This window comes from Synechococcus sp. Minos11 (assembly GCF_014279855.1).
Lineage (GTDB): Bacteria > Cyanobacteriota > Cyanobacteriia > PCC-6307 > Cyanobiaceae > RCC307.
The window spans coordinates 1,014,527-1,037,524 of the sequence record NZ_CP047953.1 but is presented as its reverse complement, the minus strand read 5'-3'; the positions used below and the strand labels follow the sequence as shown (position 1 = coordinate 1,037,524).

The window sequence follows — 22,998 nt, the reverse complement described above, 5'->3', positions numbered from 1 at the left end:
CGATCGCCCAGTGATGGAACAACGCAACACATGGCGCCAGCAGCTGCAGGGTCTCTTGCTGGTGGTGGTGGTGGCCATCGCCCTGCGCTGGGGCGTGGTGGAACCGCGCTGGATCCCCTCGGAATCGATGCAACCAGGCCTGAAACCGCAAGATCGAATTTTGGTTTGGAAGCTCGGGCATCGTTTGGGGCTCAGCCCCGGCCGCAATGCGGTGGTGGTGTTCCGCACCCCAGAGGTGTTGGCTGCCGCCGGGTATGACCCCAACGCAGCACTGATCAAACGGGTGGTGGGGGTTCCCGGTGATGCCATTGCCGTTGAAAGCGGCACGTTGCAACGCAATGGCCTGCCGGTCAGTGAGCCCTGGATCGCCGAAGCAATGGACTACCAACTCGAGCCACTGACGGTGGAGGAAGGGACATTGCTGGTTTTGGGGGATAACCGCAATGCCAGCCTTGATTCCCACCTCTGGGGCCTGCTCAAGGAGGCCGATGTTGTCGGCACAGCCCGTTGGCGCTATTGGCCTCTAGCGGGTTTTGGCCCGATCAGCGCGCCGGCGATGGGCTGAGGGTCAAATCTGCTGATGCTGTTAAGTTGTTTCCTGGACAACAGCCAAGGGCGGAATGTTCAATCCGGAATTTCTGACCTCGGAGTCCGACGCGATCAGTGGAAATGACCTGATCAAGTACCTCCAGGAACAGAGCCCGGATGTGCTGCAGCGAGTCGCCCGCTCGGCCAGCCCTGAAATCCAGGAGATCATTCGCCACAACGTGCAGGGCCTGCTGGGCCTGCTTCCCGGCGAACAGTTCGAAGTCAAGATTCAAACCAGTCGCGACAACCTCGCTGGCTTGTTGGCCTCCGCGATGATGACGGGCTACTTCCTGCGCCAGATGGAGCAGCGCATGGAACTCGAAGGCGCTGTGTTTGGCCCAGACGGCGACGAGCCCATCGATCTTTAAGGCTTCGGCACCAAGCCAAAGCGTTCCACTTGTCGGTTGAAAGCCCGCAGGAAAGCTCTGTCTTGCAACTCAGCGGCAGGTTGATCCTGCTGCTCCCAGCCGTCGGCTAAGGCGTTGAGTTGCTCTGTCGTGCAGGCAATGGGTGCATCGAAATGGGCGGGCACAAGCCGCCTCACCGGCAATTGAGCGCAGCGCCGCAGCCACTGGGCCATCAAGGGGCGCTGCCGCGGAAACACCAGATCCTCGAGGATCGGCGCCACGCGCAGCTGCCCACCACGGCTGATCGCTGCAAAATCCTGCTCCCAGCCGCTGCGCCAACGAAAAGGGAAGCGCCTCCACACCTGCTCAACAGCCTGCGGCTTGAGGCAGGTGGCAAACAGCACCAGACGTTTCCACCCCCGTAAGCGACGTTGCGGGCAGTCGTCCATGGGTTCTGTGCCGTCGTTGCGGCCGTGATACAGCAGCGGCTTGGGGTCGAGATCCAAGAGCTCGGGCCAGCGCTCGGACACGGCGATCAAGCCATCGGTGCACAGCAAGCTGCCACTGGCCTGATGCAACACGGTGGCCTCACAGAAAGGACCAGGCCCCAGGGGCAAGGGACCAAGCTGCTCCCAGTGCAATTCGTCGCCATGGGGCACCCCATCGTCGAACAGCACCTTGGTGCGGCGTGCAGGGAAGCCGAGCCAGCTGAGCGGTAGCGGCAGCGGAAAGCTCCACTGCCCCGGCGTGACCCACACATCGGCGCTTGGAAACGCCCGCGCCATCGCTGGCACGCCCACTTTGTGCTCAAGGCCGGAACTGGTGGGATGCACGATGCTCACCACAGGCCCATGCTCAGCTTCCAGCTCGCGCACCAGAGCAATGCACTCGGCTGTGGCAGCCACAGGGGCATACAGCAACAAGCCAGCCTTGAGCTTCACCGCAGTCATGCGGATGGGCACAGCCACGAAAAACACCCCTTGGAGCTGCTCAAAGCTCCAGATCTGACCAGGCACCAGCTCACGGCGCAACGTGCGCCTGCGGCCAAAGGGGTACAGGGGCAGCAGCGGCCACCAAGCCCACTTCTGATCAGCCGGTTGGGCTCCGCTTACCGCCACGCCATCTGTCAGTGGTGCCTCAATTCTGCAGAGCAGCTGGCTGCCGCTGATAGCGGCCATGGCCATTTGCCTTGGTGACTTGCTAGCGAGAAGGCAGCGGGTTTAGCAGCATTGCCGGGAGATACGGCCTACAGCGATCCACCGGCTTGGGTGGCCGAGGCTGTGATCTATCAGATCTTTCCCGACCGCTTCCGCCGCAGCGGACGTGTTAACGAGCAGCGCTTGTTGGCCTTGAAACCCTGGGGAAGCGATCCCACCGAACAGGGCTTTCAAGGCGGCGATCTCTATGGCGTGATCGATGCCCTTGATCACATCCAGGCGATGGGGGTGAACTGCCTCTACCTCACGCCGATCTTCAGCTCAGCCGCCAATCACCGATACCACACCTACGACTATCTCCAGGTCGATCCCCTTTTGGGGGGCGATGCGGCACTCGATGCGCTGATCAGCGCTGTGCATAGCCGGGGCATGCGCCTGGTGCTCGATGGTGTGTTCAACCACTGCGGCCGCGGGTTCTGGGCCTTCCATCACGTGGTGGAGAACGGAGCGGCCTCCCCCTACCGAGATTGGTTCCACGTCCAGCAATGGCCGCTCAAGCCCTATCCGGGCGACGGGGAAAGCTGCGGCTACGACTGCTGGTGGGCAATCCCCGACCTGCCGAAGTTGAACCACGCCAACCCCGCCGTTCAGGACTACCTGCTGAGGGTGGCCCGCCATTGGCTGGAGCGGGGAATTGATGGCTGGCGCCTCGATGTTCCCGATGAGGTGCCGCAGGAGTTTTGGATTGACTTCCGGAAGACGGTGCGAGCCGTGAAAGGCGATGCCTGGATCGTTGGAGAGATCTGGGGCGATGCACGCTCCTGGCTGCAAGGCGATCAGTTCGATGGGGTGATGAACTACCGCATCGGCTGGAGCACGCTCGGCTGGGCCGGAGGCAAAGGTTTGCGCCAGGGCTACCAAAACCCGGACTACCCCCTGCAACCACGAAGCACCGAGGAGTTACTCAACATCTGGAGGGCCACCACCAGTTGGTATCGCCCCGATGTGAACCGGGCTCAGATGAATTTGCTCGACAGCCACGATGTACCCCGGGCTCTGCACAGCCTCAATGGCGATCTCAAGGCGTTGAAGCTGGCCTTGTTGCTGCTGTTTCTGCAGCCTGGTGCGCCGTGCATCTACTACGGCACTGAGGCAGGCCTGGCGGGAGGGCCGAATTCAGACAGGTCCAGCGGGCCCGAGCCAGCCTGCCGTGAAGCATTTCCCTGGGATGAAGACTGGCCTGCCGATCTGGGCGCTTACATCCAGCAACTCGCTGAACTCAGGCGCCACCATGCGGTGATCCAGCAAGGGGAGCTGAGCTGGCGCAGCGTTGGCAGCGATGGCCTGGTGGCACAGGCCGATGGATGGGAAATCTGGATCAACCGAAGCCGCAACAACGCCCTGGCTTTGCCCGATCCCCAAGCCAGCGCCGAAGTGCTGTGGAGCACAGAAGCGGCCACACCTGCAGGCGCGATTGCAGCGCAATCGGCCGCGTTACTGCTCACAGCTCCCAGATGAGAGCCTTCTGGCTCACAACCTCGAGAATGTTGCGCCGTGCCACCGGATTCAGTTCAGCCGGGAACCACACGCCGGCTGGGATACTGGATGCACCTATTGATCCACTGCTACGGCCGCGCAGCATTTCCAACGCAAAAGCAGCTGTGGCCTGACCAACACAGTCCTCCAGGCTGTGGTGCACGCAACGCAAAGAGAGGCTCCCGGCAGCGCCATGGGCATCGATGCGCATGGCATTGGTGCTGCCAATGACTGCATCAACCGCACGAATCACCGGCATCGAAACCAGCGAGAAGGCATGCATGGCCTGGCGATTCAGTAGCAGCGGCCTAGGCAGCTTTTGCATCGCGGCAAACAACCGGTTCCACAGCGCGGGTGCCGTGCCAAAGCGTGATGCGCAATTGGCGATTTGCAGCGCCCCGGCAGTGCTGGGCACATCAGGGTTGTCGAGCAGGAAGCAGGCGCGACGGCCAACACCATGGCCAAAGTCGACGATGCGGCGCCCACTCCAAGCTGGTTGGCCGCTGAGCTGACCAGCGCTCAAGGTGAGCGCATCACTGGCCAGCAATAAAAACGTGGCGCTGACGATGGTGGGCCCAGCCCCTCCAGTGCCTGCTGTGAAAAAGCTCAGCTCCAGCTCATCACAGGCGCCAGGGCCGCCCAAGCGATCCACGGCTTCAGCAGCCATCAAGGCACTGGCCCCAGGCCAAATGCCACTGGAGACCACAGCCGGAATGCCAGCAGCGACCGCATCAACACTGAGCAGCTTGGCCTGCTGGCTTAAGGGCCACTCATCACAAACGTCGCAGTAGGCAACGCCGGCCGCAATGCAGGCCTGAAGCAACTTGGGCTGGCTGCACCCTTGAAAGGGCCCGGCGGTGTGCACCACCAACTGGACCCCACGCACGGCTGCGGTGAGCTGCTCCACCGAACCGCCTAGATCAATCTCAACAAAGGCCAAATCCGGCTGCTTGAGGCGCCATTGACTGGCCTGAAATCGGGAGACGCTGCGACCGCCGCTGGCGAGCTTCAGTGGCGCCAAGCCAGCATCAGCTCGGCGACTGAGCCGATGCAACCAGCGCAAGGTGGAGCCGCCCACCCGGCCGCTGCCGCCAACCACCAGAACATCAATGGCAGAGAAGCAAGGCTTCGGCATCACTTAAGCCGGCAACAGCACGGCGCCAACAAGAGCGCAAGCCATCACCACCCGCCATGCCGGCTGTTTCCAGCCGACTAACAGCAGAAAGGCCACCAAGGCCAAGCAAAAGTCAGCGACGCCACGAATTGCGACTTGCCAGAGCGGTTGAAACAGGGCCGCCAAAAGGATGCCAACCACCGCCGCGTTGATGCCTTGAAGAGCACGCCGCATGGAACCCAAGCGACCCAGGTCGCCCCAAAACGGCAAGACACCGCCAATCAACAGGAACGCCGGGGTGAACAGGGCGATTAACGCCAACAACGCACCGATCACCCCATGCAGTCCGCCCTGCAGATCAAAACCCAGGAACGCCGAGAAGCTGAACATGGGACCAGGTACCGACTGCGCCAATCCGTAACCCGCCAAAAACTGATCAAGGCCAAGCCATCCCGGCGGCACGAGCGATTGCTCAAGCAGCGGCAACACCACATGGCCGCCCCCAAACACCAGAGCACCAGCGCGAAGGAAGCTGCTCAACTGCTGGATCACAACCGGCCTGGCGGACGCCCCCAGCCAGGGCAAGGCGAGCACCACGAGCGCGAACAAAGCAAGCAACAGGACGGCAATCGATCGCCGCACAGGCACCTGCAACATCGCCTGAGGTGCGGCTCCCGCTTGAGGAGACGCCAGCCAACTCAGCCCAGCCAGAGCACCGGCAACCAAAGCCAAAACCTGAACCCAACTGGTCTGCACCAGCAGCACAAGCACAGCCGAGCCCACCATGACGCTGGCCCGCTGCGGATCTGGCGCTAGACGACGCTGCATGCCGACGACAGCCTGCGCCACCACCGCAACAGCAGCCACCATCAGACCTTGCAGCCATGGAGCAGACATCCAATCCGGATGGCTGGTCAGCAGCGCTGCCGCCAGGATCATCAGCACAGCCGATGGCAAGGTGAATCCCACCCAAGCCGCCACCGCACCAAACCATCCGGCGCGCAACAGGCCAATGCCCATGCCGACCTGGGAGCTCGATGGTCCAGGCAACAGGCTCGCCAGGGCCATCAAATCGGCATAAGCCGCATCGGTGAGCCACCGCTCGCGTTCCACAAATCGCTCACGGAAATAGCCCAGATGGGCTGTGGGTCCGCCAAAGGAGCTGCAGCCCAGCAGCAAGAACTGGCGGAAGACCTCAAAGGCAGGAGCCATCATTGGCCTCCATGACATGGAAACCGTAGGGGCGGCGGTTTAAAGGCGACACATGGTTGCAACGGCACGGGAGACTATGGGGGCTTGAAGGCAGACGTTATGGCTGACCACAGCGACCAACAGCTCTCAGCTCGCGAGATGGTGCGGGCCCACACCTACCCACTCCTGGCCGCCATCAGCACAATCAGCTTGCTGGCGATCACGGTGCTGTTGATCCCCCAAGCGGTGAAAACCCATCGCTACAACCGCTGCATTGATGCTCAAGTTCAGATGCGGGTTGCCGTGAACCCGCAAGGCGCCACCTCACCAGGGAAATTGAATTACCTCAAAGCGGTGGAGCACTGCGAAGGGCGCTAGCTGCTGCTGGCGCCGAGTGGACGCTGGACACAGCCAACCCCGCTTGACCACAATGAGAATGATTCCCGCCGAGAGCTGAGTGCTCCATGGCCCAAACCTGGCTGATCTCCGGGCCTCCGGGTTGCGGCAAAACAACTTGGATGCTCAACACCCTGAAAAACCATCAGGGGCAGCGGGGCTATCTGCGCCTACCGGGCATCTCAACCGCTGGCCTTGAGCAAGCAGATGATGGCGGCATTGATCAGACCTATTTGCAGGATCAGATCACCGATCTGATTGACCTCTCCAACACCGATCCAGCGCCAAACGATCAGGAGCAGCAGCTCAATCTCGTCGAGCTGACCCAATTTGAGCCGCCATCGTCAAGCGCTCTGGAGGGCGTGGACTCGAGCGTGATCCAGCAGCTTGAAGCCCTGGGCCTGCGCCTGGATCGGGCCCTGCATTTCGGGCGAGACGAGGACCTCCCCAAAGACGACGCCTTGGAGTTCAGCCGGCTGGAGGCCTGGAGCATGCCCCTGGAGAGATGCGTTTGGGATCCCAACAGCCTCAGCAGCTTTTGGTTTGAGCTGGTCAATGGCGCCTACGGCGATGTCTACCGCGCCAAAGCCTTAATGAATCTGCCTGATGGCCGCGCGTTTTTCTGCAACTGGATGGTGAGCCAAGGAGGCTCTCAATTCCTGCCGTTGGAATCGGTGGCACCACCCGATGGCAGGCCCAAGCGCTGCTCGAAGCTGAGCGTGCAAGGCAAAGCCCTCGATGGCGGAGGGATTCAAGCCACCATCGCCGACTGCCTACTCAGCGATGAGGTGCTCGAGCTGCATCAAGAGCCCCAGCGCCAACAAGCCGAACTCACCCAAGCCCTCTGATCCGATGAGCCACGCCGTCATCTCCTGCCTGCACGCCAACCTTGCCGCCACCGAAGCGGTGCTGGCCGATATCGATCGCCAGGGGATTGAACACATCACCTGCCTGGGTGATCTGGTGGGGTATGGCCCGCAGCCCAATGAGGTGGTGGAGCTGATCCGCCAACGCCAGATCCCCACCTGCCAAGGCTGCTGGGATGAAGACATCATCGATGGGCTCAATTCCTGCGAGTGCAGCTATCCCTCCCAACTCGCTGAGCGCCGTGGCCACCGTGCCCACCAATGGACTGACGCGCAGCTGAGTGAGGAGAACAAAGCCTTTTTGGCTTCCTTGCCCATGACCGTGCAGCGCGAGCGGCTGCTGTTTGTCCATGGCAGCCCCAACAGCCAGCACGAGTATCTGCTGCCTGACATGGATGCGTTTGCCGCCTTGGAGCGCGTTGAGAGCTCCGGCGCCGACACCTTGTTTTGCGGCCATACCCACATGCCCTATGTGCGTGAACTCAGCGGCGGCTCGATTCGGGTGAAGGTGAAACAGGCTGGCGAGGAAGCGGCCAGCGAACGCAAGCTCGAGCTGCCCATGCGCCGCATCGTGAATGCCGGCTCCGTGGGAGAACCACGCCATGGGAGCACCGAAGCCACCTACGTGATCCACCACGAGGACAGCGATGAGATTGAGATTCGCGAGGTGGCCTACGACATTGAACGCACCTGCCGGGCGATTGTTGACGGTGGACTCCCTGAGGTGTTCGCCTGGCGCTTGAGCCATGGCTTTGAGTACGCCGAACGGGCCGACGATGCCTCCCACGTGTGTGAGCGCTGATGGAACGCTGGGCCCTGATTAGCGGACTCAAGGGAGACCTTGAGCTCTATGAGCAGATTCAACGGGATCTACAAGCCACCCGTGGGGTGAACACCCTGTTTGTGCTCGGTGATGTGATCAGCCCAGATCGCAACTGTGATGCGCTCTTGGACCGGCTGCAAAATCCGAAGCGGGGAGACCTGCGCCCCAACTGCATCTATGGCTGGTGGGAAGAACAGCTGCTGGCGGAGACCGGCTTTCGGGGTGATCGCAAAGCCGATGCCTTGCGCCTCAATCATGGCGAGGAGGTTATTGATGCCCTGCTGCGCGCTGTGGATCCGGCGCACCTGCGCTGGTTGGTGTCGCTGCAGTTTGGATTTGTTGAATTGGACTGCGGCTTGATCCATGGCAGCTCCGCCGACATTGGCGATGAGCTCACACCCGAGACATCCCCGCTGATCTTGATTGATCGGCTCACGCGGCTCGACGTGAACCGCTTGTTCACCGCCCGCAGCGCCCAACAATTCCGCCTGGAGCTCACCGGTGGTGGGATCGACTCCCATGTCAAAGCCCTTGGGGGTGAGCACAAGCAACAGCAGCCGGTGCCCAAACGCAGCGTGATTGGCATCGGTGCCGGTGCCCACTACACCATTTACGACGCGGGCAGTGACCGCGTTGATTTCCTCAAGGCAGGGGCCAAGGCGGTTGCCAACGGCCGCGGTTTTGGCTGAGTCCCCGCAGAGCTGAGTATTGGCTGAGCCGTTCGGTTTCTTCGCCATCACAACCGGTCCCAGAACACGCCAGCGGGGTTAGTTGTTGATGGAACCGATTCAGGACCAGGGAATGGCTGATACAACCTCAACCGGCGCCAACCTCGAAGCCGCCTTTGGCGGCGAGAGCATGGCCAATCGCAAATACCTGTTCTTTGCCGATGTGGCCCATGCACTCGGCCACAACGAGCTCTCCAAGCTGTTCCGCGAAACGGCAGCCCAAGAAACCGAGCACGCCTTCGCCCACTTCCGGCTGCTGCATCCAGAGCTGACGATCGCTGATCCAGCCAGCCTCAGCGAAGAGCAAAAGCAGGCCATCTTGGCCCGTTGCCTGGAGTTGGCGATTGAAGGCGAAACCTACGAATACACAACGATGTATCCCGGTTTTGCGGCCCAAGCCCGCCAAGACCGCGACAGCGGAGCAGAAGCAGAATTTGATGAGCAAACCGCTGAATCGAAAGAGCACGCCGGCATCTTTCGCCGCGCAGCCCGCAACTTCGGGCTGCTAACACCGATTGAGCATCACCACGCCGATCGCTACACCGCCGCCCTGCAGGGTTTGCAGGGCGGCGGCGAGGCTGGCCTGGCTGCAGAGCCAGTGGCTGGGCTGTGGATCTGCAAGGTGTGCTCGATGATCTACGACCCCAAAGACGGTGATCCGGATTCCGGCATCGCGCCTGGTACGCCGTTCGAAGACATCCCCGAGGACTGGGTCTGCACCATCTGCGGAGCTCGCAAATCCAGCTTTGTGCCCTACCGGCCGGTGGATCTCAAGGCAGCCTGACGGCTGGCTACGCGCCCAATGCCAGGGTCGCCGTGAAGGCCGTATCGACGCTAAGGGTGCGCTCACCGAGATGAACACGCTGGGCCACCACAGCGCAGGCCAGCTCAATTTCAAAGGGCACAAACCCGCCCTCCGGTCCCACCATCACCACGGCATGGCCGGCTGGCGCTGAAGCCAGCGCCAAGGGCGCCCCTTGATCGGTGATCCAGCAAGGCCGGCCAGCGCAGAGTGCAGAGAGCTCGTCTTCCACAAAAGGACGAAAGCGCTGGTGGAGATGAACCTGCGGAGCGATCGTGTCGCGCGCGCGCTCCATGCCGGCCTGCAACGCCTCCGCCACCTTGGCCGGCTTCAACAGTGGCGTTTGCCAAAAGCTCTTCTCAACACGCGCACTGTTGATCAAGTGCAACTGGCCAACGCCAAATTCAGCGGCAGTGCGAAAAATGCGGCGCAGCATTTTGGGGCGAGGCAAGGCCAGCACCACGTCGAAACGATGGCGTGGTGCTGGCGGCTGATCCAACGCCACCGACAGCACAACAGCATCGGCATCGAGTGCGGTGATCTCTGCTGTGCCTTGAGGGCCGCCCATCAGGCCAACGCGAACGGTTTGCCCCAGAACGGCTTTGAGCTGCTGGCGAATGTGATCGGCGCGGCGACCAACCAATCGCACCTGATCAGCGCTGATCCAGGCATCGTCAGGCTGCAGCAGGATCAAATTCATGGCGCCAGCCGCAGCGTAAGGATGGAAACGGCTTGATCAGATCTGCCGATGCAGGAGTTCCATTGGGCCTTGCTGATCTTCATCACTGGAGGCCTAGTCACAGCGGCCACGGTGGTGATGATCATCCAAGGTCATCGCCGCTACGCCGCTGAGTTGGGCGAGCGCCATGGCTGAACCGTTCTTGGCCCCCGGCATCGCCTGGATGTTGGTGGTGGTGTTCTCTGTTTTATGGATTGCCTTGGGCATCTGGTGGGGTCGCCAAGGCAAAGGCGACGCCGATGACTTCATGCTCGCCGGCCGCAATATCGGCCTGGCCCTGAGCACAGCAACCTTGATGGCGTCGTGGGTCACCGGCAACACAACCCTGTTGGCGCCGGAATTCGGCTACCGCAACGGCCTTTGGGGCATGTTCAGCTACGCCCTGGCGGGTCTAGGGCTGATCCTGTTTGCCCCTTTGGCCCTGCGCATCAAGGACTTGATGCCATCGGCGCGCACCAGCGGCGACTTCATTCGCCTGCGCTATGGCCGCGCCGCCTGGTGGGTGTTCATGGTGATCACAGCGATTTACACCCTGGGCTTTTTGATCACCCAGGCCATGGGGGCCGGGATCTTGCTGGAGGCCCTCTCCGGTTTTGACTACCGCCTCGGGATGGTGGTGGTGATTGGGGTGTCGACGATCTACACCCTGTTTGGCGGCATGCGCGCGGTGGTGGGCACCGACTTCATCCAGTCGCTGCTGATCATGGTGTTGCTGCTGGTGGTGGCAGCACTGGCCTACATGCGCTTCCCCAGCAGTGAGGTGCACCAGGCCTTGATCGCTAGCCACCCTCAGCGGCTCAACCTGCTGCTGCCAGCGGGCTTGCTCATCGCTTGGAACTCCGCCCTGTTTTCGATGGGAGAGGTGTTTCACAGCAACATCTGGTGGTCGCGTGTGTTTGCCTCGCGCCGCAACGTGGTGTTCCGCTCATTTGTGTTGGGCGGTTTGGGCTGGATGACGATCCCGATCGTCACCGGATCGATTGGCTTATTGGCCCTGGCCAGCAAGCTCGAGGTGCCCCAAGTGAACATGGTGTTCCCCGTGATGACGGCGCAATTGCTAGGGGCCGGCGGCGCTGCCTTGGTATTCATCGTGGTCTTCGCCTCGCTCACTTCAACGCTGGATTCCTTGCTGGCCTCCACCGCTGATCTGTTGGCGGAAGATGTGTTCTTGAAGCTGTTCAAACCAGAAGCCAGCGACCGGGAACTCAAGCTCGCCACCCAGTGGATGGTGGTGCTGCTGGGCGGGCTGACGCTGCTGCTCTCCTGGCCGCGTTTGGATTCGCTCGCCAGCGTGCTGTTCTTCACCGGTGCCTTGGTGGCTTCCACGGTGTGGCCAGTGGCCTGCGGGCTGTATTGGCCAACAGCGAGCCGCAGTGGTGCCATCGCTGCCATGCTCGCCGGAACGGCCTTCGGACTAGCGGCCTACTGGCTGATAGCGCCCTACTGCGCTGCGGTGCTTTCGGCCGCTGTATCAGCTGTGGTGATGATCGTGGCGAGTCGCTTCTGGCCCGCTGAATTCCGCTGGTCCCAATTGCAGGAGGAAGCATGAAGCGCCGTTCCTGGTTGTCGCTGAGTGGGGTTAGCAGCTGTCTCGCCATCGCAGCCCATGCCGCCGAGCAAGACGCGCCCTCAACACCGAGCTTGGAAGTAGGAGCCGAAGGATTCCGCTGGATTGTCTACGGCGGATTGTTTGGGCTTTTACTCGCCACGGTGGTTTTGTTGGCGATCTGGTTTCGGGAATGGCAGAAGGGAAAGCTCTGGTGACATCAGCGAAACCAACCGTCATCAATTAATTCGTATTTTCTGCTGCTCAGGCTGTTGCTGAACGAGCCAAAACACCTCGCGCCAGTAGCTCTTGATACTGAAATCTCAACGCTCTCAATCACGAAGGAAAGCTGAATATCGCAGCCCTGATTCACACCTGGATCACTTTGCTATGACGGGTTGATGGAGTCGATCGATACTTTTCGGCCCATCAAGCACTGCTCAGTTGGATCCACGCTATGGGCCAAGCCGTTAGCCATTTGCAACCTGACCAGTTGGAATTCAAGCAACAGCTGCGGCTCAACCGAGAGAAGGCCGACACCGCAGGGATTGCCTCTCCAACGGATTTGCTGTCGTGGATCCATGAAGACGGCGAAGCGCTGCATGAGCTGATCAATCAGCACGTCATCTCGATCAACGCTTACAGCCCGCGCACCTTGCGTCAGCTGTTTCGTTTGTCGGCGAAATTTGAAAGCAATCCAGCGCGCTACATCCGCTTCAACTCGCCGCTCAAGGGCAAGATCCTCATCAATGCCTTCTATGAGCCCAGCACCCGCACCCGGCTGTCCTTTGACAGCGCCTGGCACCGCTTAGGCGGTGACTCCATCAACATCACCGACCCCTCCACCACAGGGCTTGCCAAAGGGGAATCCCTCAGCGACATCGCTGAGATGTTCAACCACTACGGCGATTGCGTGGTGCTGCGCGACACCAGCGAGACCGCCATCTATGAGATGGCCACCTCGCTGAAGATTCCGATCATCAATGCCGGCAACGGGATCGGTGAGCATCCGACCCAGGCGATGACGGATCTCTACACGATCCTCAAGTGGAGGCCATCGCTGTGCCGCCAAGAAGTGGAGCGCTCCGATCGCATCCGCATCGGAATCATTGGGGTGCCATCACGCATGCGCACCGTTCGCTCGCTGCTGCAGATCCTCGGCAAATTCCCGCAGATCGTTGAGGAGATCGTGATCCTGCACGACCCCAAAACCGATCCCGCCGAGACGATGTTCGATGCGGGCCAACGGGAAGCGCTCGAGCAAAGCGGCTTGAAGCTGCGCTTAGCCACCCGCCTCAACGATGAAGTGGGCCGCTTCGATGTCACCTACATCAACGCGATCGCCTGGGTTGGCGATGGCTTTGAAGTGCATGGCAGCAACTTCCAGCTCAGCTCCGACACCGATTTCAAGGAGGGCTCAATCGTGTTGCACCCCCTGGCACGGGGCCGCGAGCTCTGCTCTTCGCTGGATGAAACCCCCCAAAACTGGTATTTCGCGCAGGCCAGGGGAGCGGTGTTCCTGCGCATGGCGCTGCTCACCTGCATGGTTGAGCGCACCGACCAAGTCATGGATGTGATCTGACATGTGCGGCATCGGAGGCGTTTTCACACACCACGCGGGTGATTCAATCGATCCCCAGCTGCTGGTGAACATGGCCGCGATCCAGGCCCATCGCGGTCCGGATGGCTTTGGCTACCAAATCCACGACAGTGGCGTCGGCATGACCCATGCGCGCCTCTCGATCATTGATCTCGAGGGCAACCGCGCCCGCCAGCCATTCCGATCCAGCTGTGATCGGGTGCTGATGGCCCACAACGGCGAGTTCTACGACTTCCAGAGGATTCGCGCTGAACTGGTGGCGCAAGGCGTGCGCTTCAACAGCAAGAGCGACTCAGAAATCCTGCTGCATCTGTATCTGCGCGAGGGGCTCGAGGCGACCCTGCCGCAACTGCGCGGCGAATTTGGTTTTGCCCTGTTTGATCGCGACGAGGACTGCCTCTATCTGGTGCGCGATCGCTTCGGTATCAAGCCCCTGTACTGGACGATGACCAGCCAGGGACTGGTGTTTGGCTCTGAGCTGAAGGTGTTGTTTGCCCACCCCGCAGTGAAGCGGGATTTCAGCTCCGAAGGCCTGTTCCACCAACTGATGCAAACGATGGTGCCGGGCAGCACCGCCTTTGCCGGCATTTTCCAAGTGCAACCAGGCCATGTAGTGAAAGTGCAGCGCGATGGCGGGCTGTTGCGCACATCCGGCCATAAATATTGGGACCTTGATTTCCCCAAGGACCACGAGCGCGACCAAAGCATCAGCGAAGAGCAGCACATCAACGCCATCCGCCGCTCGCTGTTGGAGGCGATCGAAATGCGGCTGGTGGCTGATGTGCCGGTGGGTTGTTATCTCTCCGGCGGCATCGACAGCTGCTCGATCTTGGGGTTGGCCGCCGCGGTGAATCAAACCCCGGTGAAGGCCTTCACGATCGGCTTTGACGACAGCCGCTACGACGAAACCGATATCGCCAAGGAGATGGCTGAGGCCACAGGTGCCGAACAGGACGTGATGCGCCTCTCAGGCGATGACCTCTACGACCATTTCGAAACGACCCTCTGGCACACCGAGCGCACGATCTACAACACTCTCGGCGTGGCGAAATATCTGATGAGCCGCCATGTGCGGCACGTCAACTACAAGGTGGTGCTGACCGGCGAAGGCTCCGATGAACTGTTTGCCGGCTACCCCGCCTTCCGGCGCGACATGTTCCTGCACGGCAGCGATGGGGGCGACCAAGACCAGAGCCAAAAACGGCTGGATCAAGCCAATGCCCTGGTGACAGGAGCCATGCTCGCCGCCAAGCCCGTGGACGATCCCCACCTCACAGCAACGGTGGGCTTCACCCCTAGCTGCCTGCAGCCGTGGCTGGCCTGCGCCCCGCTGGTGCCAGGACTGCTAGCCAGCGAACGCCGCGAAGCGATGGCTGGCTATGAGCCAGGCAAAGCCATTGCCGCCACCTTGGATCGCTCACAACTCGACGAGCGCCATGTGCTGGACCGGGCCCAGTACGTGTGGATCAAAACGATGCTGGAGGGCCAAATCCTCACCTGGGGCGGAGACCGGGTGGACATGGCCAATTCGATGGAGGCCAGGCCACCGTTCCTGGATCACCATCTCGCCGCCGTGGCGGTGCAGGTTCCCCCCGACCTAAGGATCAAAGACCAGCGCGAAAAGCATGTGCTACGCGAAGCCGTCGCTGGACTGCTGCCTGAGCGGCTCTATCACCGCGAGAAATTTGCGTTCATGGCCCCACCGGCCCATGCCGATGAGGAGAAGCTGCAAAAGCTTGATCAGCTCGTAGCGGCCCATCTCAGCCGCGAGGCGATCGAAACCTGCGGTTTGTTGGATCCAGAGGGTGTTGCGCAGCTGCTCGAGCGCCACCGCAACCCAGAGACACCAGCAGCAGAAAAGGTTCAGCTCGATGCGATGGTGAATCACTTATTGGGAGTGCAAATCCTGCACAAGCTTTTTGTGCAGACCGATGTGCCCGCCCAGGCCCGCCAGGCCGCCGATGCACGGGGCTGGCATGTGAGCGAACCGGCACAAGTTTTTTAACTGGCTCCGCGAAATAGTCGCCTGCGCTACCTCAGTGATTGGCCACAGTGGCCATTGTTACGGGGCGTCTGCTGTGCTGCATGCCTCCATCGGTTGCTCTTTCACTCCAAACACCCAGTTGGACAGCAACAGTTGATGAGGCTCGCCTCAGCGCGAGTTTGGATGCCATGGCCGCCATCGGCCTGCAAGACGATGGCTCAGTCAAGCGTTTGGCCTTCACAGAGGACGACTGCCGCGCCCGCACCCTGTTCAGCGAGTGGTTAATCGCCGCTGGAGCCAGCATTCGCATTGATGCCGCTGGCAATTTGATTGGCCGCATTGAAGGCACAGAACCAGGCCTGCCCGCCCTGGTGACGGGATCCCATCTCGACACCGTGCCCACCGGCGGCCGCTTTGACGGTGCCCTCGGAGTGTTGGCTGGGCTGGAAGTGATCCGCAGCTTTAAGGATCAAGCCATCAGCCTGCGCCACCCCTTGGAAGTGGTGGCCTTTGCCGATGAAGAGTCCACGATGGTGGGTTGCAAGGGAATGACTGGAGTCGCCAGCGACAACCCGGCTGACTACACCTGCAGCAACGGCCAATCGATCAGCGACAACCTGCCCCGCACAGGCGGCAATTGGCAGCAGCTGGCGCAAGCACGGCGTTCTGACGACGCCATCGCCGCTTTTGTTGAGCTCCATGTGGAGCAGGGCGGCATTCTCGAGAGCCGCGGTGATGCCATCGGTTTGGTGGAGGGCGTTGTGGGCCAGCGCCGTTTTTTGGTGCGCATTGAAGGCCAGGCCAACCATGCCGGCACCACACCCATGGATGCCCGTCAGGACGCCTTGGCCACTGCGGCCCAAGTGATCCTGGCGGTGCAAGAGCTGGCCAACAACCACCCCGGTGATCCCGTGGGCACCGTTGGCAAACTCCAGCTCTGGCCAAATGCCGCCAACGTGGTGCCAGGCCAGGTGGAGCTGAGCGTTGATCTGCGCGACCTCAGCCTCGAGGTTCTGAGCGAATTGGTGGAGGACTTGGAAAGCCGGCTCCACAGCATCAGCAGGGCGAGCGGTTGCCCCATCTCTTTGCTGCCTCAATTCAGCGTTGATCCCACCCCCGCCCATCTGAGCGTTACTGAGGCCATTGCTGCCTCCGCCCAAACCCTGGGTTTGAGTTGCAGCGCCCTGCCGAGCCGAGCCAGCCACGACTCGCAGGAAATGGGCCGACGCTGGCCCATGGGAATGATCTTTGTGCCCAGCCGCGGCGGATTGAGCCACTCAGCAGCTGAATTCACCAGCAGCCGTCAGTGCGCCGACGGCACCGCTGTCTTGATGCAAAGCCTGGTGCGCCTGGATCAGCGCTTGAACAAGGTGCCGGGCTGATGACCTTTTCGATCGTTGCCCGAGACCCTGGGAATGGTCGATTTGCTGTCGCTGTGGCGACGTTCCACCTCGCTGTGGGCGCCACCGTTCCTCATCTGCGCAGGAACATTGGAGCTGCTGCCAGCCAAGGCGCCACCAACCCTTATCTGGCCCACCGCGGACTGGAAGCCCTCGGCAATGGACTGAGCGCCAATGAAGCCCTCGAATGGCTGCTCAAAGGCGATGAGCAACGCAACGCCCGGCAGATTCAACTGGTGGACGCCGAGGGGCGCTCATCGGCCTGGACCGGTGGAGAGTGCAATGGCTTTGCCGGCCATCTCTGCGGCGAGAACTTCAGCGTGGCTGGCAATTGGCTCGAGAACCCAGCGGTGCTGGAGGCCATGGCCGAAACCTTCCGCGACAGCAACCCCAGCTGGAAGATTGGCCGGCGGGTGTTGAGCGCGCTGGCGGCCGGTGAAGCCGCTGGTGGTGATCGGCGCTCACCGATGGCCAGCTCAGCAGCGCTGCAGGTCAGCGGCGAGCTGGATTTCCCGCTGCTGGATCTGCGCGTGGATTTCAACGCCACCGCCGTCGGCGAGCTGCAACACCTCTATGAGTACAGCCAGCAGAACTGGGTGCAGCACTGGCGTGATCAATTCGCAGCCCTTCCCGACGGCAGGCCCAGGCCCGCTGATGACGGCGGCTTGAACGCCGGGGTGGCCTAGCCGCCTTCGCTCAACGAGGGCTCAGCAAAGAAATAGGCAATCACGCTGCTGCAGGCGATCGCCAAAAAGATGTGATCCAGCCAGCCAAATTGCACGCCCATCCCCATAAAGGTGATCCAACCGTTCACCACCACCATCACCAGCAAAAACACCGCCAACACCAGGCTGAAAACGAGCAGATCTTGCTTGCGGCGCACCCAGAGCTGCCAGAGCAACGGCAGCAGTGCCAGCGTGGAGAGCCCATGCAGGATCCGCATCGACACTTCGCTATGCAGGTGCGGGGTGATCGCAGCCCAGAGGTTGGCCGGGATCAGCAGTGATGTGGCAACGAGGTAGGCGAGCATCAGGTGTGATCGGCGCGTTCAACGGGTCGCAGGTGCAGGCTGAACACACTGCCTCTGCCGAGCTGGCTGCGCAGGCTGACCTGGCCGCCCATGCCCTCCACCAACAATCGCACCACCGATAAGCCCAAGCCAGAGCCCTCACCAGCAGGGGCATTGGTGGCGCGCTGGAAGCGCTCAAAGATGCGTTCTTGATCCTCAGGCGGCACCCCAATGCCCTGATCACGCACTTCGATCGTCAGCTCGTCGGGGGATGACAGCAGGGCCAGCTCAACCGGCGCTTGGGGCCCGGAATACTTGCAGGCATTTTCAATCAAATTCAGCAGCACCTGCTGCAGGCGATCGGGATCGGCATTGGCGATCAGCTCAGCGGAATCCGGCAGCAGCAAAACGATGCTGCGCTGCTGCGTGCTCTGGGCCAACTCCTGCACCTGCTCCAGCAACGGCAACAACGCCACCGGCTGCTGGCTCACGCTGAGCCGACCTGAATCACCGCGTGATAAATCGAGCAGATCATCGAGCAAATGGCGCATACGCAGGGTTTCCTGCTCAGCGGTTTGCAACCCATTGCGCTGGGAAACCTCGAGGGTGTCTCCGGTGCGGAGGGTGCGTTTGATGTAACCGCCAACAATGGTGAGCGGTGTACGCAGCTCATGGCTCACAGCGCTCACGAACTGGCGTTGATGGCTCCACGACAGCGACAAACGCTGCAACAGCTCCTCATAGTTCTCCGCCAGGCGGCTGATCTCTTCAGGGGCAGCGCTGAACTGCACGTGGGAGTTCTGCAACGTGTCGGCTGTCACCGTTTCGGTGAGCTCGCTGAGTTGCCGCAAGGGCCGAACAATGCGCCGCACCAACACAGTGACCACCAAGAGGGTCAGCACCAAACAGACCGACCAAATCAGGATCATCCAAGAGATGTAGGAGCTGAAGGCCAGCGAGCTAACGCTCACATCACAAGCAGCCCAAACACTGCCCCCACTGGGCAAGCGCTGCACCTCTTTGGTGAGAAAGCGCCGTTGGGCATCGGTGATCACCTGCTGTGAGGGCTGGGCCTGGGCCCGCTCCAGCAGGTAGGCGCTGGGGGGCTGCAGCGGCGATCGCGGAAAGATCAGCGAGCCATCGTTCTGTTGAAACCAAAAAATGGTGCGCTTATCGCTGATGCTCTCGAGTTGCTGCTGCACCCGTAGACGACTGGGCGGATCCGGCAACCGCTCCAGGGCCTGAGCAATCCCAGCTGCCGACTGCTCAACCATCATGCTGTGTTGGCGAAACAGGTTTCGCTCGCTCACCCAGAGCCCCGCGCAGGAGGCTCCGGTGAAGCCCAGAAACACCGTCACATAAGTGGCCAGCTGCAGCTGCCCCTGGAGGGTGCCCAGCAAGCGATCGCGCCAATGTCTCTGGCTTGTCATCTCTCCATGGTCAACAGCCCAGGCGCTGTTGTCAGCTCTGGCTTTCAAGCGCAAACCGCAAAACCTGATCAGGATGAGAGTCAGCCTTCCAGCGGCCATGTCAGCCCTGAGCTTTGCGGAGCTGCAGCAGCGCCTCTCAGCGGATGTCGATGACGTGGATGGATCACCAGCACCGTGGGATGTGCTGGTGGTGCCATCGCTGAATCTCGATGCCCAGCAGATTGCCCTGGTTCAAGGGGTGCACCACTACGAAGAGCGCCAGCTGTTTGAGCTGATTCGGCTACGGCAGCCCAAGGCGCGCATGGTGTTTGTCACCAGCAAATTGCTGCCAGAACTGGTGGTGGATGCGGTGCTGGAGCTCTTGCCCGGCGTGCCGATCTCCCATGCACGCCATCGGCTCAAACTCTTCGACACCGACGACGCCAGCCCCAGGCCCTTGGCGGCCAAATTGCTGGAGCGGCCGCGGCTGCTGCAACGCATCCGCCAAGTGCTCAACCTGGATCGCAGCTACATCAGCTGCTTCAACGTTGGCGAGCTGGAGCGCCAGCTCTCAGAAACCTTGCAAGTGCCGCTGTTGGGCACCGATCCAGCGCTGGCCTACTGGGGCAGCAAAGCCGGCAGCCGCGAGCTGTTCAGCCGCTGCGGGCTCACCCATCCCGCTGGCTCAGAGCTGGTGCACAGCTTCAGCGATCTGGTGGAAGCCTGCGCCGAACTCGTCGAGCGCGAAAGCGAATTGCAGCGTGCTGTGGTGAAGCTCAATGAGGGTTTCAGTGGGGAAGGCAATGCCCCCCTGGAGCTGGCTGGCCTGGAGCGCAGCCATGCGGCTGGCCTGCGGCAGCAACTCAGCGAGCGATTGGAGCAATTGCCCATGCCAGCGGCTGGCTGGCGCGAGCTGCTGGTGAGCCAAGGGGCCTTGGTGGAGGCTTGGCTGAGCGGCGGCGAGGAGCTGAGCTCACCGAGCGTGCAGGGAATGATCCATCCCGGCGGGCATGTGGAAGTGCTCTCCACCCATGAGCAACTGCTGGGTGGCCCCAGCGGGCAGACCTATCTCGGCTGCCAGTTCCCGGCTCGTGATCACTACCGCTGCGAGCTGCAGCGATGGGGCCTGGCTGTGGGCGCTGAATTGGCCAAGCTTGGCGCTCTGGATCATTTCTCCGTGGATGGGCTGGCCCGCCGCTTCGGTGAGCAGTGGGATCTCCAAGCCATTGAGGTGAACCTGCGCAAAGGCGGCACCACCCACCCGATGCAGGCTCTGCGGTATCTGAGCAATGGCCGGCTCTGCCAAGACAGCGGACGTTTTCTCTCCCCCACCGGCAGCGAGCTGCACTACAAGGCCACCGACAACTTCACCAACCCGCGGCTGCGCGGGCTGCTGCCGATGGATCTCATTGATCTGGTGGCTGGAGCCGGGCTGCATTACGACGCCCTGGGTGAAAGCGGCAGCGTCTTTCATCTGCTCGGTTGCCTGTCGGAGCACGGCAAGCTCGGCATGACCTGCATCGGCCGCAGCGCCCAGGAAGCCGAGCAGGTCTATGCGCGCACCAAAGCGCGCCTACTGGGCGATCACTAATACGATCCGTCCATGGGCAGCAGACCTTGGTTGGTGTTGATGGTGTTAATGGCCGTGGCCATTGGCACCCAGCTGGTGCGTGAAAACCGGATGCTCAAGCACCGCTTGCTGCTGCAACAGCAGTTCATCAAGGCCCTGCCGCAACGGGAGTGCCCCAAGGTGCCCAGCGGCAAGCTGATTTGAGGCTGTTTCGAGACGGCCGGTAGGATCCCGGCGCTTCTCGCTCCAACCGATGGCCAATATCGATCACGCGCCCAGCCGCACGATGCTGAACCTGCTGCACGTGCTGCCGGCTTTCGCCGATGCCGACGAGCTGCGTTTGAACGTGATCGTGGAGCTGAACTCCATGACGATCAATAAGTACGAGCTGATCACTGAAACCGGCCACCTGAAGCTGGACCGGGTTGGTTACTCCTCCCTGGCCTATCCCTTTGCCTACGGCTGCCTGCCCCGCACCTGGGATGAGGACGGCGACCCGCTCGATGTGGAGATCGTTGGCATCACCGAACCCCTGGTGCCCGGCTCCTTGGTGGAGGCCCGCATCATCGGCATCATGAAATTCGATGATGGCGGTGAGGTCGACGACAAGGTCATCTGCGTGCTGGCCGATGACAAGCGCATGGATCACATCACCAGCTACGAGCAGCTCGGTGAGCACTGGATCAAAGAGACCACCTACTACTGGGAGCACTACAAGGATCTGAAGAAGCCCGGCACCTGCACCGTGAACGGCTTCTTTGGCAATGACGAAGCCGTGAAGATCATCCGCGACTGCGAAAAGCGCTACGACGAGACCATCGCTCCCAAGCTCGTTAACTGAGCCAAGCCTTTGTGTTGTCTCGGCCCATCACCCTTGCGGTGGTGGGCTTTTTAGCAGCCGTAGTTCAAGTCAGTGCTGCCCCAAAGGGCACGCTTGGCCTGATCGCCCTCGCGGATGAGCAGGCGAGCTTCTTCACGGTTGGTGCAACTGCGGGCCTTCTCTTCGATCCGCATGATGTTGACCAGCTGGAGGACTTGAGAGTGGGCCGATGATTTACGCATACCTCCCTCCCTGTTTGACGCTTGGTTAAAGCCTATTTAACGAAGACCCCCTGCGGGGCACAAGGTGTGAGGGAGTTTCTTAATTTTTGAGCCCCTTTCCTTAACCTTGCTGAGCTCAGCGGTGGCTGAGGAACTCCTCAAAGCTCATCCCGATCTCCTTGGCGATCCGCCGGGCTAGGCCGGGCAACAAATCACTGCCGGGGTGCACAGGAACCACCGTGTGGCGGCCGTTGGCATCGCGAAAGTGCTGATGGGAGCCGTGGTTGCGCACATGTTCAAAGCCAAGGTGTTCCAAGATCCGAACCACCTCCTTGGGCTTGAGCACATCGCTGTGGTGATGGCTCATGGGCTCAGAGCAGCTTCACCTTGGTGACCTTGGCCTCAATCGCCTCCTCACCTGTTTTGATCTGAATCGGCCGGCGCGTGAAAATCTCCACCCGAATCCCAGCGCGGGCAATGCTGATCCCGGCGCGCGTCAACAGCCACACCACGATCACCAACGCCACCGGCCAGCGGAGCGAATCGAGCCAAGAGGTCATGCCCCTTGTTTAGCCAGCTTCAAGCCGGTTGGAGCTCTGAGCGCAGGGCCAGACGGTTGTGCAACACATCAAAAACCGAATCGATGCGATCGGATTCAGGCTTCGCGATCGACAGGATCAGCGCCAGGTGGTCCAGGTGGCGCCGCTCATCGGCCTCGTAGGGGCCATCGGAGCGCATCAACTCGGACGCCATGGCGTAGGCCGTGAGCGATTGCGTGCTGCTGAGGGCTTGTGCGGCCTCAAGCATCAGAGCTGTGTTGCCGATTTCGCGGCGACGGGTCAGCAGGCAATCCATCAACTCCACCATGTCTTGCTCATTGAGGGAGCAGTAGGGCTCGCGGTAGTCGAGGGCATGACGGAACGCGCGACCACCAGCAGGGGTGAGCGAACCATCCCAGGCCACAGCCGTCAGGCCAATGGCGGCAAACGCAGTAAGGGAATCCATCAGGGCACGATCAGGCGTCTGGTTTTGATGTCGGCGTCAACTTCGCGGCGATTGCCGCACTGATGCCGATGATTCCAAGCACAGCAATGATTTCCATCGGCTGTAGGCGTTGTGCTCTATCAATGTGCGCCGCGCTCACACACACCG

Annotated in this window: 28 protein-coding genes; 18 read left to right on the top strand and 10 right to left on the bottom strand. The window is 61.3% G+C overall.

Annotated features, from left to right (window positions below; genetic code table 11):
* Positions 1-13 precede the first annotated feature (13 nt).
* Together lepB and SynMINOS11_RS05795 are read left to right on the top strand one after the other, a co-directional pair.
* Positions 14-565, top strand: coding sequence for a signal peptidase I (gene lepB, locus SynMINOS11_RS05800; protein ID WP_186550449.1), 552 nt, complete (start codon positions 14-16; stop codon positions 563-565).
* A 55-nt stretch (positions 566-620) separates the two neighbouring features.
* A complete protein-coding gene (locus SynMINOS11_RS05795; protein ID WP_011935555.1) occupies positions 621-956 on the top strand; it encodes a DUF760 domain-containing protein in 336 nt (111 codons plus the stop codon).
* Here the strand turns inward: SynMINOS11_RS05795 and SynMINOS11_RS05790 are convergent.
* Positions 953-2,119, bottom strand: a complete 1,167-nt coding sequence (locus SynMINOS11_RS05790; protein ID WP_186550448.1) for a DUF4336 domain-containing protein — start codon at positions 2,117-2,119, stop codon at positions 953-955. The two genes, SynMINOS11_RS05795 and SynMINOS11_RS05790, sit on opposite strands and share 4 nt — an antisense overlap.
* Before the next feature lie 45 nt (positions 2,120-2,164).
* Between SynMINOS11_RS05790 and SynMINOS11_RS05785 the strand changes: the two genes are divergently transcribed.
* Complete coding sequence (locus tag SynMINOS11_RS05785; RefSeq protein ID WP_186550446.1) at positions 2,165-3,610, top strand: glycoside hydrolase family 13 protein; 1,446 nt, start codon at positions 2,165-2,167, stop codon at positions 3,608-3,610.
* Here the strand turns inward: SynMINOS11_RS05785 and SynMINOS11_RS05780 are convergent.
* Both SynMINOS11_RS05780 and chrA read right to left on the bottom strand, forming a co-directional pair.
* Complete coding sequence (locus SynMINOS11_RS05780; protein ID WP_186550444.1) at positions 3,594-4,763, bottom strand: saccharopine dehydrogenase NADP-binding domain-containing protein; 1,170 nt, start codon at positions 4,761-4,763, stop codon at positions 3,594-3,596. The two genes, SynMINOS11_RS05785 and SynMINOS11_RS05780, sit on opposite strands and share 17 nt — an antisense overlap.
* A gap of 3 nt (positions 4,764-4,766) precedes the next feature.
* Positions 4,767-5,954: a chromate efflux transporter gene (chrA, locus tag SynMINOS11_RS05775; protein WP_186550443.1), complete on the bottom strand. Its 1,188-nt coding sequence runs from the start codon at positions 5,952-5,954 to the stop codon at positions 4,767-4,769.
* Positions 5,955-6,053: 99 nt separating this feature from the next.
* Between chrA and SynMINOS11_RS05770 the strand changes: the two genes are divergently transcribed.
* The 5 genes from SynMINOS11_RS05770 (at position 6,054) to SynMINOS11_RS13075 (ending at position 9,530) form a co-directional block, all read left to right on the top strand.
* Entirely contained in the window at positions 6,054-6,311 is a 258-nt protein-coding gene (locus SynMINOS11_RS05770; protein WP_043736833.1) for a hypothetical protein, read from the top strand.
* 86 nt (positions 6,312-6,397) lie between these two features.
* Positions 6,398-7,177: an ATPase gene (locus tag SynMINOS11_RS05765; protein WP_186550441.1), complete on the top strand. Its 780-nt coding sequence runs from the start codon at positions 6,398-6,400 to the stop codon at positions 7,175-7,177.
* A gap of 4 nt (positions 7,178-7,181) precedes the next feature.
* A complete protein-coding gene (locus tag SynMINOS11_RS05760) occupies positions 7,182-7,997 on the top strand; it encodes a metallophosphoesterase family protein (RefSeq protein WP_186550439.1) in 816 nt (271 codons plus the stop codon).
* On the top strand, positions 7,997-8,707 hold the full coding sequence (locus SynMINOS11_RS05755) for a phosphoesterase (RefSeq protein WP_186550437.1): 711 nt from the start codon (positions 7,997-7,999) through the stop codon (positions 8,705-8,707). The genes SynMINOS11_RS05760 and SynMINOS11_RS05755 overlap by 1 nt, the downstream gene beginning before the upstream one ends.
* Positions 8,708-8,819: 112 nt before the next feature.
* Complete coding sequence (locus tag SynMINOS11_RS13075; protein ID WP_304623017.1) at positions 8,820-9,530, top strand: rubrerythrin family protein; 711 nt, start codon at positions 8,820-8,822, stop codon at positions 9,528-9,530.
* A gap of 7 nt (positions 9,531-9,537) precedes the next feature.
* Here SynMINOS11_RS13075 and SynMINOS11_RS05745 read toward each other — a convergent pair whose 3' ends face one another.
* Positions 9,538-10,248, bottom strand: coding sequence for a 16S rRNA (uracil(1498)-N(3))-methyltransferase (locus SynMINOS11_RS05745; protein WP_186550433.1), 711 nt, complete (start codon positions 10,246-10,248; stop codon positions 9,538-9,540).
* Positions 10,249-10,296: 48 nt separating this feature from the next.
* Here SynMINOS11_RS05745 and SynMINOS11_RS12925 point away from each other — a divergent pair, with 48 nt between their 5' ends.
* The 7 genes from SynMINOS11_RS12925 to SynMINOS11_RS05715 all read left to right on the top strand — a co-directional run bounded on the left by SynMINOS11_RS12925 (position 10,297) and on the right by SynMINOS11_RS05715 (position 17,503).
* Positions 10,297-10,422, top strand: coding sequence for a hypothetical protein (locus SynMINOS11_RS12925; protein WP_255445514.1), 126 nt, complete (start codon positions 10,297-10,299; stop codon positions 10,420-10,422).
* Positions 10,415-11,836, top strand: coding sequence for a sodium:solute symporter family transporter (locus tag SynMINOS11_RS05740; RefSeq protein ID WP_186550431.1), 1,422 nt, complete (start codon positions 10,415-10,417; stop codon positions 11,834-11,836). Before SynMINOS11_RS12925 ends, SynMINOS11_RS05740 begins: the two co-directional genes overlap by 8 nt.
* Positions 11,833-12,051 (top strand): hypothetical protein, encoded by a 219-nt coding sequence (locus SynMINOS11_RS05735; RefSeq protein WP_186550913.1) that lies wholly within the window; start codon positions 11,833-11,835, stop codon positions 12,049-12,051. The genes SynMINOS11_RS05740 and SynMINOS11_RS05735 overlap by 4 nt, the downstream gene beginning before the upstream one ends.
* 239 nt (positions 12,052-12,290) lie before the next feature.
* Positions 12,291-13,415 (top strand): aspartate/ornithine carbamoyltransferase family protein, encoded by a 1,125-nt coding sequence (locus SynMINOS11_RS05730; protein ID WP_011935542.1) that lies wholly within the window; start codon positions 12,291-12,293, stop codon positions 13,413-13,415.
* Between the two features lies 1 nt (position 13,416).
* Positions 13,417-15,438, top strand: coding sequence for an asparagine synthase (glutamine-hydrolyzing) (asnB, locus tag SynMINOS11_RS05725; RefSeq protein ID WP_186550429.1), 2,022 nt, complete (start codon positions 13,417-13,419; stop codon positions 15,436-15,438).
* An 80-nt stretch (positions 15,439-15,518) separates the two neighbouring features.
* Complete coding sequence (locus tag SynMINOS11_RS05720; protein WP_186550427.1) at positions 15,519-16,799, top strand: Zn-dependent hydrolase; 1,281 nt, start codon at positions 15,519-15,521, stop codon at positions 16,797-16,799.
* A complete protein-coding gene (locus tag SynMINOS11_RS05715; protein ID WP_186550425.1) occupies positions 16,799-17,503 on the top strand; it encodes a DUF1028 domain-containing protein in 705 nt (234 codons plus the stop codon). Before SynMINOS11_RS05720 ends, SynMINOS11_RS05715 begins: the two co-directional genes overlap by 1 nt.
* On the opposite strand, the gene SynMINOS11_RS05710 is transcribed toward SynMINOS11_RS05715, so the two are convergent.
* Positions 17,500-17,847: a hypothetical protein gene (locus SynMINOS11_RS05710; RefSeq protein ID WP_011935538.1), complete on the bottom strand. Its 348-nt coding sequence runs from the start codon at positions 17,845-17,847 to the stop codon at positions 17,500-17,502. The two genes, SynMINOS11_RS05715 and SynMINOS11_RS05710, sit on opposite strands and share 4 nt — an antisense overlap.
* Entirely contained in the window at positions 17,847-19,256 is a 1,410-nt protein-coding gene (locus SynMINOS11_RS05705) for a sensor histidine kinase (protein WP_186550423.1), read from the bottom strand. Before SynMINOS11_RS05705 ends, SynMINOS11_RS05710 begins: the two co-directional genes overlap by 1 nt.
* Before the next feature lie 97 nt (positions 19,257-19,353).
* Here SynMINOS11_RS05705 and SynMINOS11_RS05700 point away from each other — a divergent pair, with 97 nt between their 5' ends.
* Genes SynMINOS11_RS05700 through SynMINOS11_RS05690 form a run of 3 tightly spaced genes read left to right on the top strand, consistent with a single transcriptional unit; the run spans position 19,354 to position 21,646 of the window.
* Positions 19,354-20,826, top strand: a complete 1,473-nt coding sequence (locus tag SynMINOS11_RS05700; protein WP_186550421.1) for a peptide ligase PGM1-related protein — start codon at positions 19,354-19,356, stop codon at positions 20,824-20,826.
* A 12-nt stretch (positions 20,827-20,838) separates the two neighbouring features.
* Positions 20,839-21,009: a hypothetical protein gene (locus tag SynMINOS11_RS05695; RefSeq protein WP_011935535.1), complete on the top strand. Its 171-nt coding sequence runs from the start codon at positions 20,839-20,841 to the stop codon at positions 21,007-21,009.
* A gap of 49 nt (positions 21,010-21,058) precedes the next feature.
* Positions 21,059-21,646 carry an inorganic diphosphatase gene (locus SynMINOS11_RS05690; RefSeq protein ID WP_186550419.1) on the top strand — a complete coding sequence of 196 codons (588 nt, stop codon included), beginning with the start codon at positions 21,059-21,061 and terminating at the stop codon, positions 21,644-21,646.
* A gap of 50 nt (positions 21,647-21,696) precedes the next feature.
* Here the strand turns inward: SynMINOS11_RS05690 and SynMINOS11_RS12920 are convergent, their stop codons facing one another.
* From SynMINOS11_RS12920 to SynMINOS11_RS05675, 4 genes are all read right to left on the bottom strand, one after another.
* Complete coding sequence (locus tag SynMINOS11_RS12920; RefSeq protein ID WP_255445512.1) at positions 21,697-21,819, bottom strand: hypothetical protein; 123 nt, start codon at positions 21,817-21,819, stop codon at positions 21,697-21,699.
* A gap of 163 nt (positions 21,820-21,982) precedes the next feature.
* Positions 21,983-22,213 carry a type II toxin-antitoxin system HicA family toxin gene (locus tag SynMINOS11_RS05685; RefSeq protein ID WP_011935532.1) on the bottom strand — a complete coding sequence of 77 codons (231 nt, stop codon included), beginning with the start codon at positions 22,211-22,213 and terminating at the stop codon, positions 21,983-21,985.
* Between the two features lie 4 nt (positions 22,214-22,217).
* A complete protein-coding gene (locus SynMINOS11_RS05680) occupies positions 22,218-22,406 on the bottom strand; it encodes a hypothetical protein (RefSeq protein ID WP_186550417.1) in 189 nt (62 codons plus the stop codon).
* A 19-nt stretch (positions 22,407-22,425) separates the two neighbouring features.
* Positions 22,426-22,851, bottom strand: coding sequence for a tellurite resistance TerB family protein (locus SynMINOS11_RS05675; RefSeq protein ID WP_011935530.1), 426 nt, complete (start codon positions 22,849-22,851; stop codon positions 22,426-22,428).
* Between the last annotated feature and the right edge of the window lie 147 nt (positions 22,852-22,998).

Excerpts from the sequence above, each read along its gene's own strand:
- lepB (WP_186550449.1), top strand. The coding sequence starts at position 14 with ATGGAACAACGCAACACATGGCGCCAGCAGCTGCAGGGTCTCTTGCTG.
- SynMINOS11_RS05795 (WP_011935555.1), top strand. The coding sequence starts at position 621 with ATGTTCAATCCGGAATTTCTGACCTCGGAGTCCGACGCGATCAGTGGA.
- SynMINOS11_RS05790 (WP_186550448.1), bottom strand. The coding sequence starts at position 2,119 with ATGGCCATGGCCGCTATCAGCGGCAGCCAGCTGCTCTGCAGAATTGAG.
- SynMINOS11_RS05780 (WP_186550444.1), bottom strand. The coding sequence starts at position 4,763 with ATGCCGAAGCCTTGCTTCTCTGCCATTGATGTTCTGGTGGTTGGCGGC.
- chrA (WP_186550443.1), bottom strand. The coding sequence starts at position 5,954 with ATGGCTCCTGCCTTTGAGGTCTTCCGCCAGTTCTTGCTGCTGGGCTGC.
- SynMINOS11_RS05770 (WP_043736833.1), top strand. The coding sequence starts at position 6,054 with ATGGCTGACCACAGCGACCAACAGCTCTCAGCTCGCGAGATGGTGCGG.
- SynMINOS11_RS05765 (WP_186550441.1), top strand. The coding sequence starts at position 6,398 with ATGGCCCAAACCTGGCTGATCTCCGGGCCTCCGGGTTGCGGCAAAACA.
- SynMINOS11_RS05760 (WP_186550439.1), top strand. The coding sequence starts at position 7,182 with ATGAGCCACGCCGTCATCTCCTGCCTGCACGCCAACCTTGCCGCCACC.
- SynMINOS11_RS05755 (WP_186550437.1), top strand. The coding sequence starts at position 7,997 with ATGGAACGCTGGGCCCTGATTAGCGGACTCAAGGGAGACCTTGAGCTC.
- SynMINOS11_RS13075 (WP_304623017.1), top strand. The coding sequence starts at position 8,820 with ATGGCTGATACAACCTCAACCGGCGCCAACCTCGAAGCCGCCTTTGGC.
- SynMINOS11_RS05745 (WP_186550433.1), bottom strand. The coding sequence starts at position 10,248 with ATGAATTTGATCCTGCTGCAGCCTGACGATGCCTGGATCAGCGCTGAT.
- SynMINOS11_RS12925 (WP_255445514.1), top strand. The coding sequence starts at position 10,297 with ATGCAGGAGTTCCATTGGGCCTTGCTGATCTTCATCACTGGAGGCCTA.
- SynMINOS11_RS05740 (WP_186550431.1), top strand. The coding sequence starts at position 10,415 with ATGGCTGAACCGTTCTTGGCCCCCGGCATCGCCTGGATGTTGGTGGTG.
- SynMINOS11_RS05735 (WP_186550913.1), top strand. The coding sequence starts at position 11,833 with ATGAAGCGCCGTTCCTGGTTGTCGCTGAGTGGGGTTAGCAGCTGTCTC.
- SynMINOS11_RS05730 (WP_011935542.1), top strand. The coding sequence starts at position 12,291 with ATGGGCCAAGCCGTTAGCCATTTGCAACCTGACCAGTTGGAATTCAAG.
- asnB (WP_186550429.1), top strand. The coding sequence starts at position 13,417 with ATGTGCGGCATCGGAGGCGTTTTCACACACCACGCGGGTGATTCAATC.
- SynMINOS11_RS05720 (WP_186550427.1), top strand. The coding sequence starts at position 15,519 with ATGCCTCCATCGGTTGCTCTTTCACTCCAAACACCCAGTTGGACAGCA.
- SynMINOS11_RS05715 (WP_186550425.1), top strand. The coding sequence starts at position 16,799 with ATGACCTTTTCGATCGTTGCCCGAGACCCTGGGAATGGTCGATTTGCT.
- SynMINOS11_RS05710 (WP_011935538.1), bottom strand. The coding sequence starts at position 17,847 with ATGCTCGCCTACCTCGTTGCCACATCACTGCTGATCCCGGCCAACCTC.
- SynMINOS11_RS05705 (WP_186550423.1), bottom strand. The coding sequence starts at position 19,256 with ATGACAAGCCAGAGACATTGGCGCGATCGCTTGCTGGGCACCCTCCAG.
- SynMINOS11_RS05700 (WP_186550421.1), top strand. The coding sequence starts at position 19,354 with ATGTCAGCCCTGAGCTTTGCGGAGCTGCAGCAGCGCCTCTCAGCGGAT.
- SynMINOS11_RS05695 (WP_011935535.1), top strand. The coding sequence starts at position 20,839 with ATGGGCAGCAGACCTTGGTTGGTGTTGATGGTGTTAATGGCCGTGGCC.
- SynMINOS11_RS05690 (WP_186550419.1), top strand. The coding sequence starts at position 21,059 with ATGGCCAATATCGATCACGCGCCCAGCCGCACGATGCTGAACCTGCTG.
- SynMINOS11_RS12920 (WP_255445512.1), bottom strand. The coding sequence starts at position 21,819 with ATGCGGATCGAAGAGAAGGCCCGCAGTTGCACCAACCGTGAAGAAGCT.
- SynMINOS11_RS05685 (WP_011935532.1), bottom strand. The coding sequence starts at position 22,213 with ATGAGCCATCACCACAGCGATGTGCTCAAGCCCAAGGAGGTGGTTCGG.
- SynMINOS11_RS05680 (WP_186550417.1), bottom strand. The coding sequence starts at position 22,406 with ATGACCTCTTGGCTCGATTCGCTCCGCTGGCCGGTGGCGTTGGTGATC.
- SynMINOS11_RS05675 (WP_011935530.1), bottom strand. The coding sequence starts at position 22,851 with ATGGATTCCCTTACTGCGTTTGCCGCCATTGGCCTGACGGCTGTGGCC.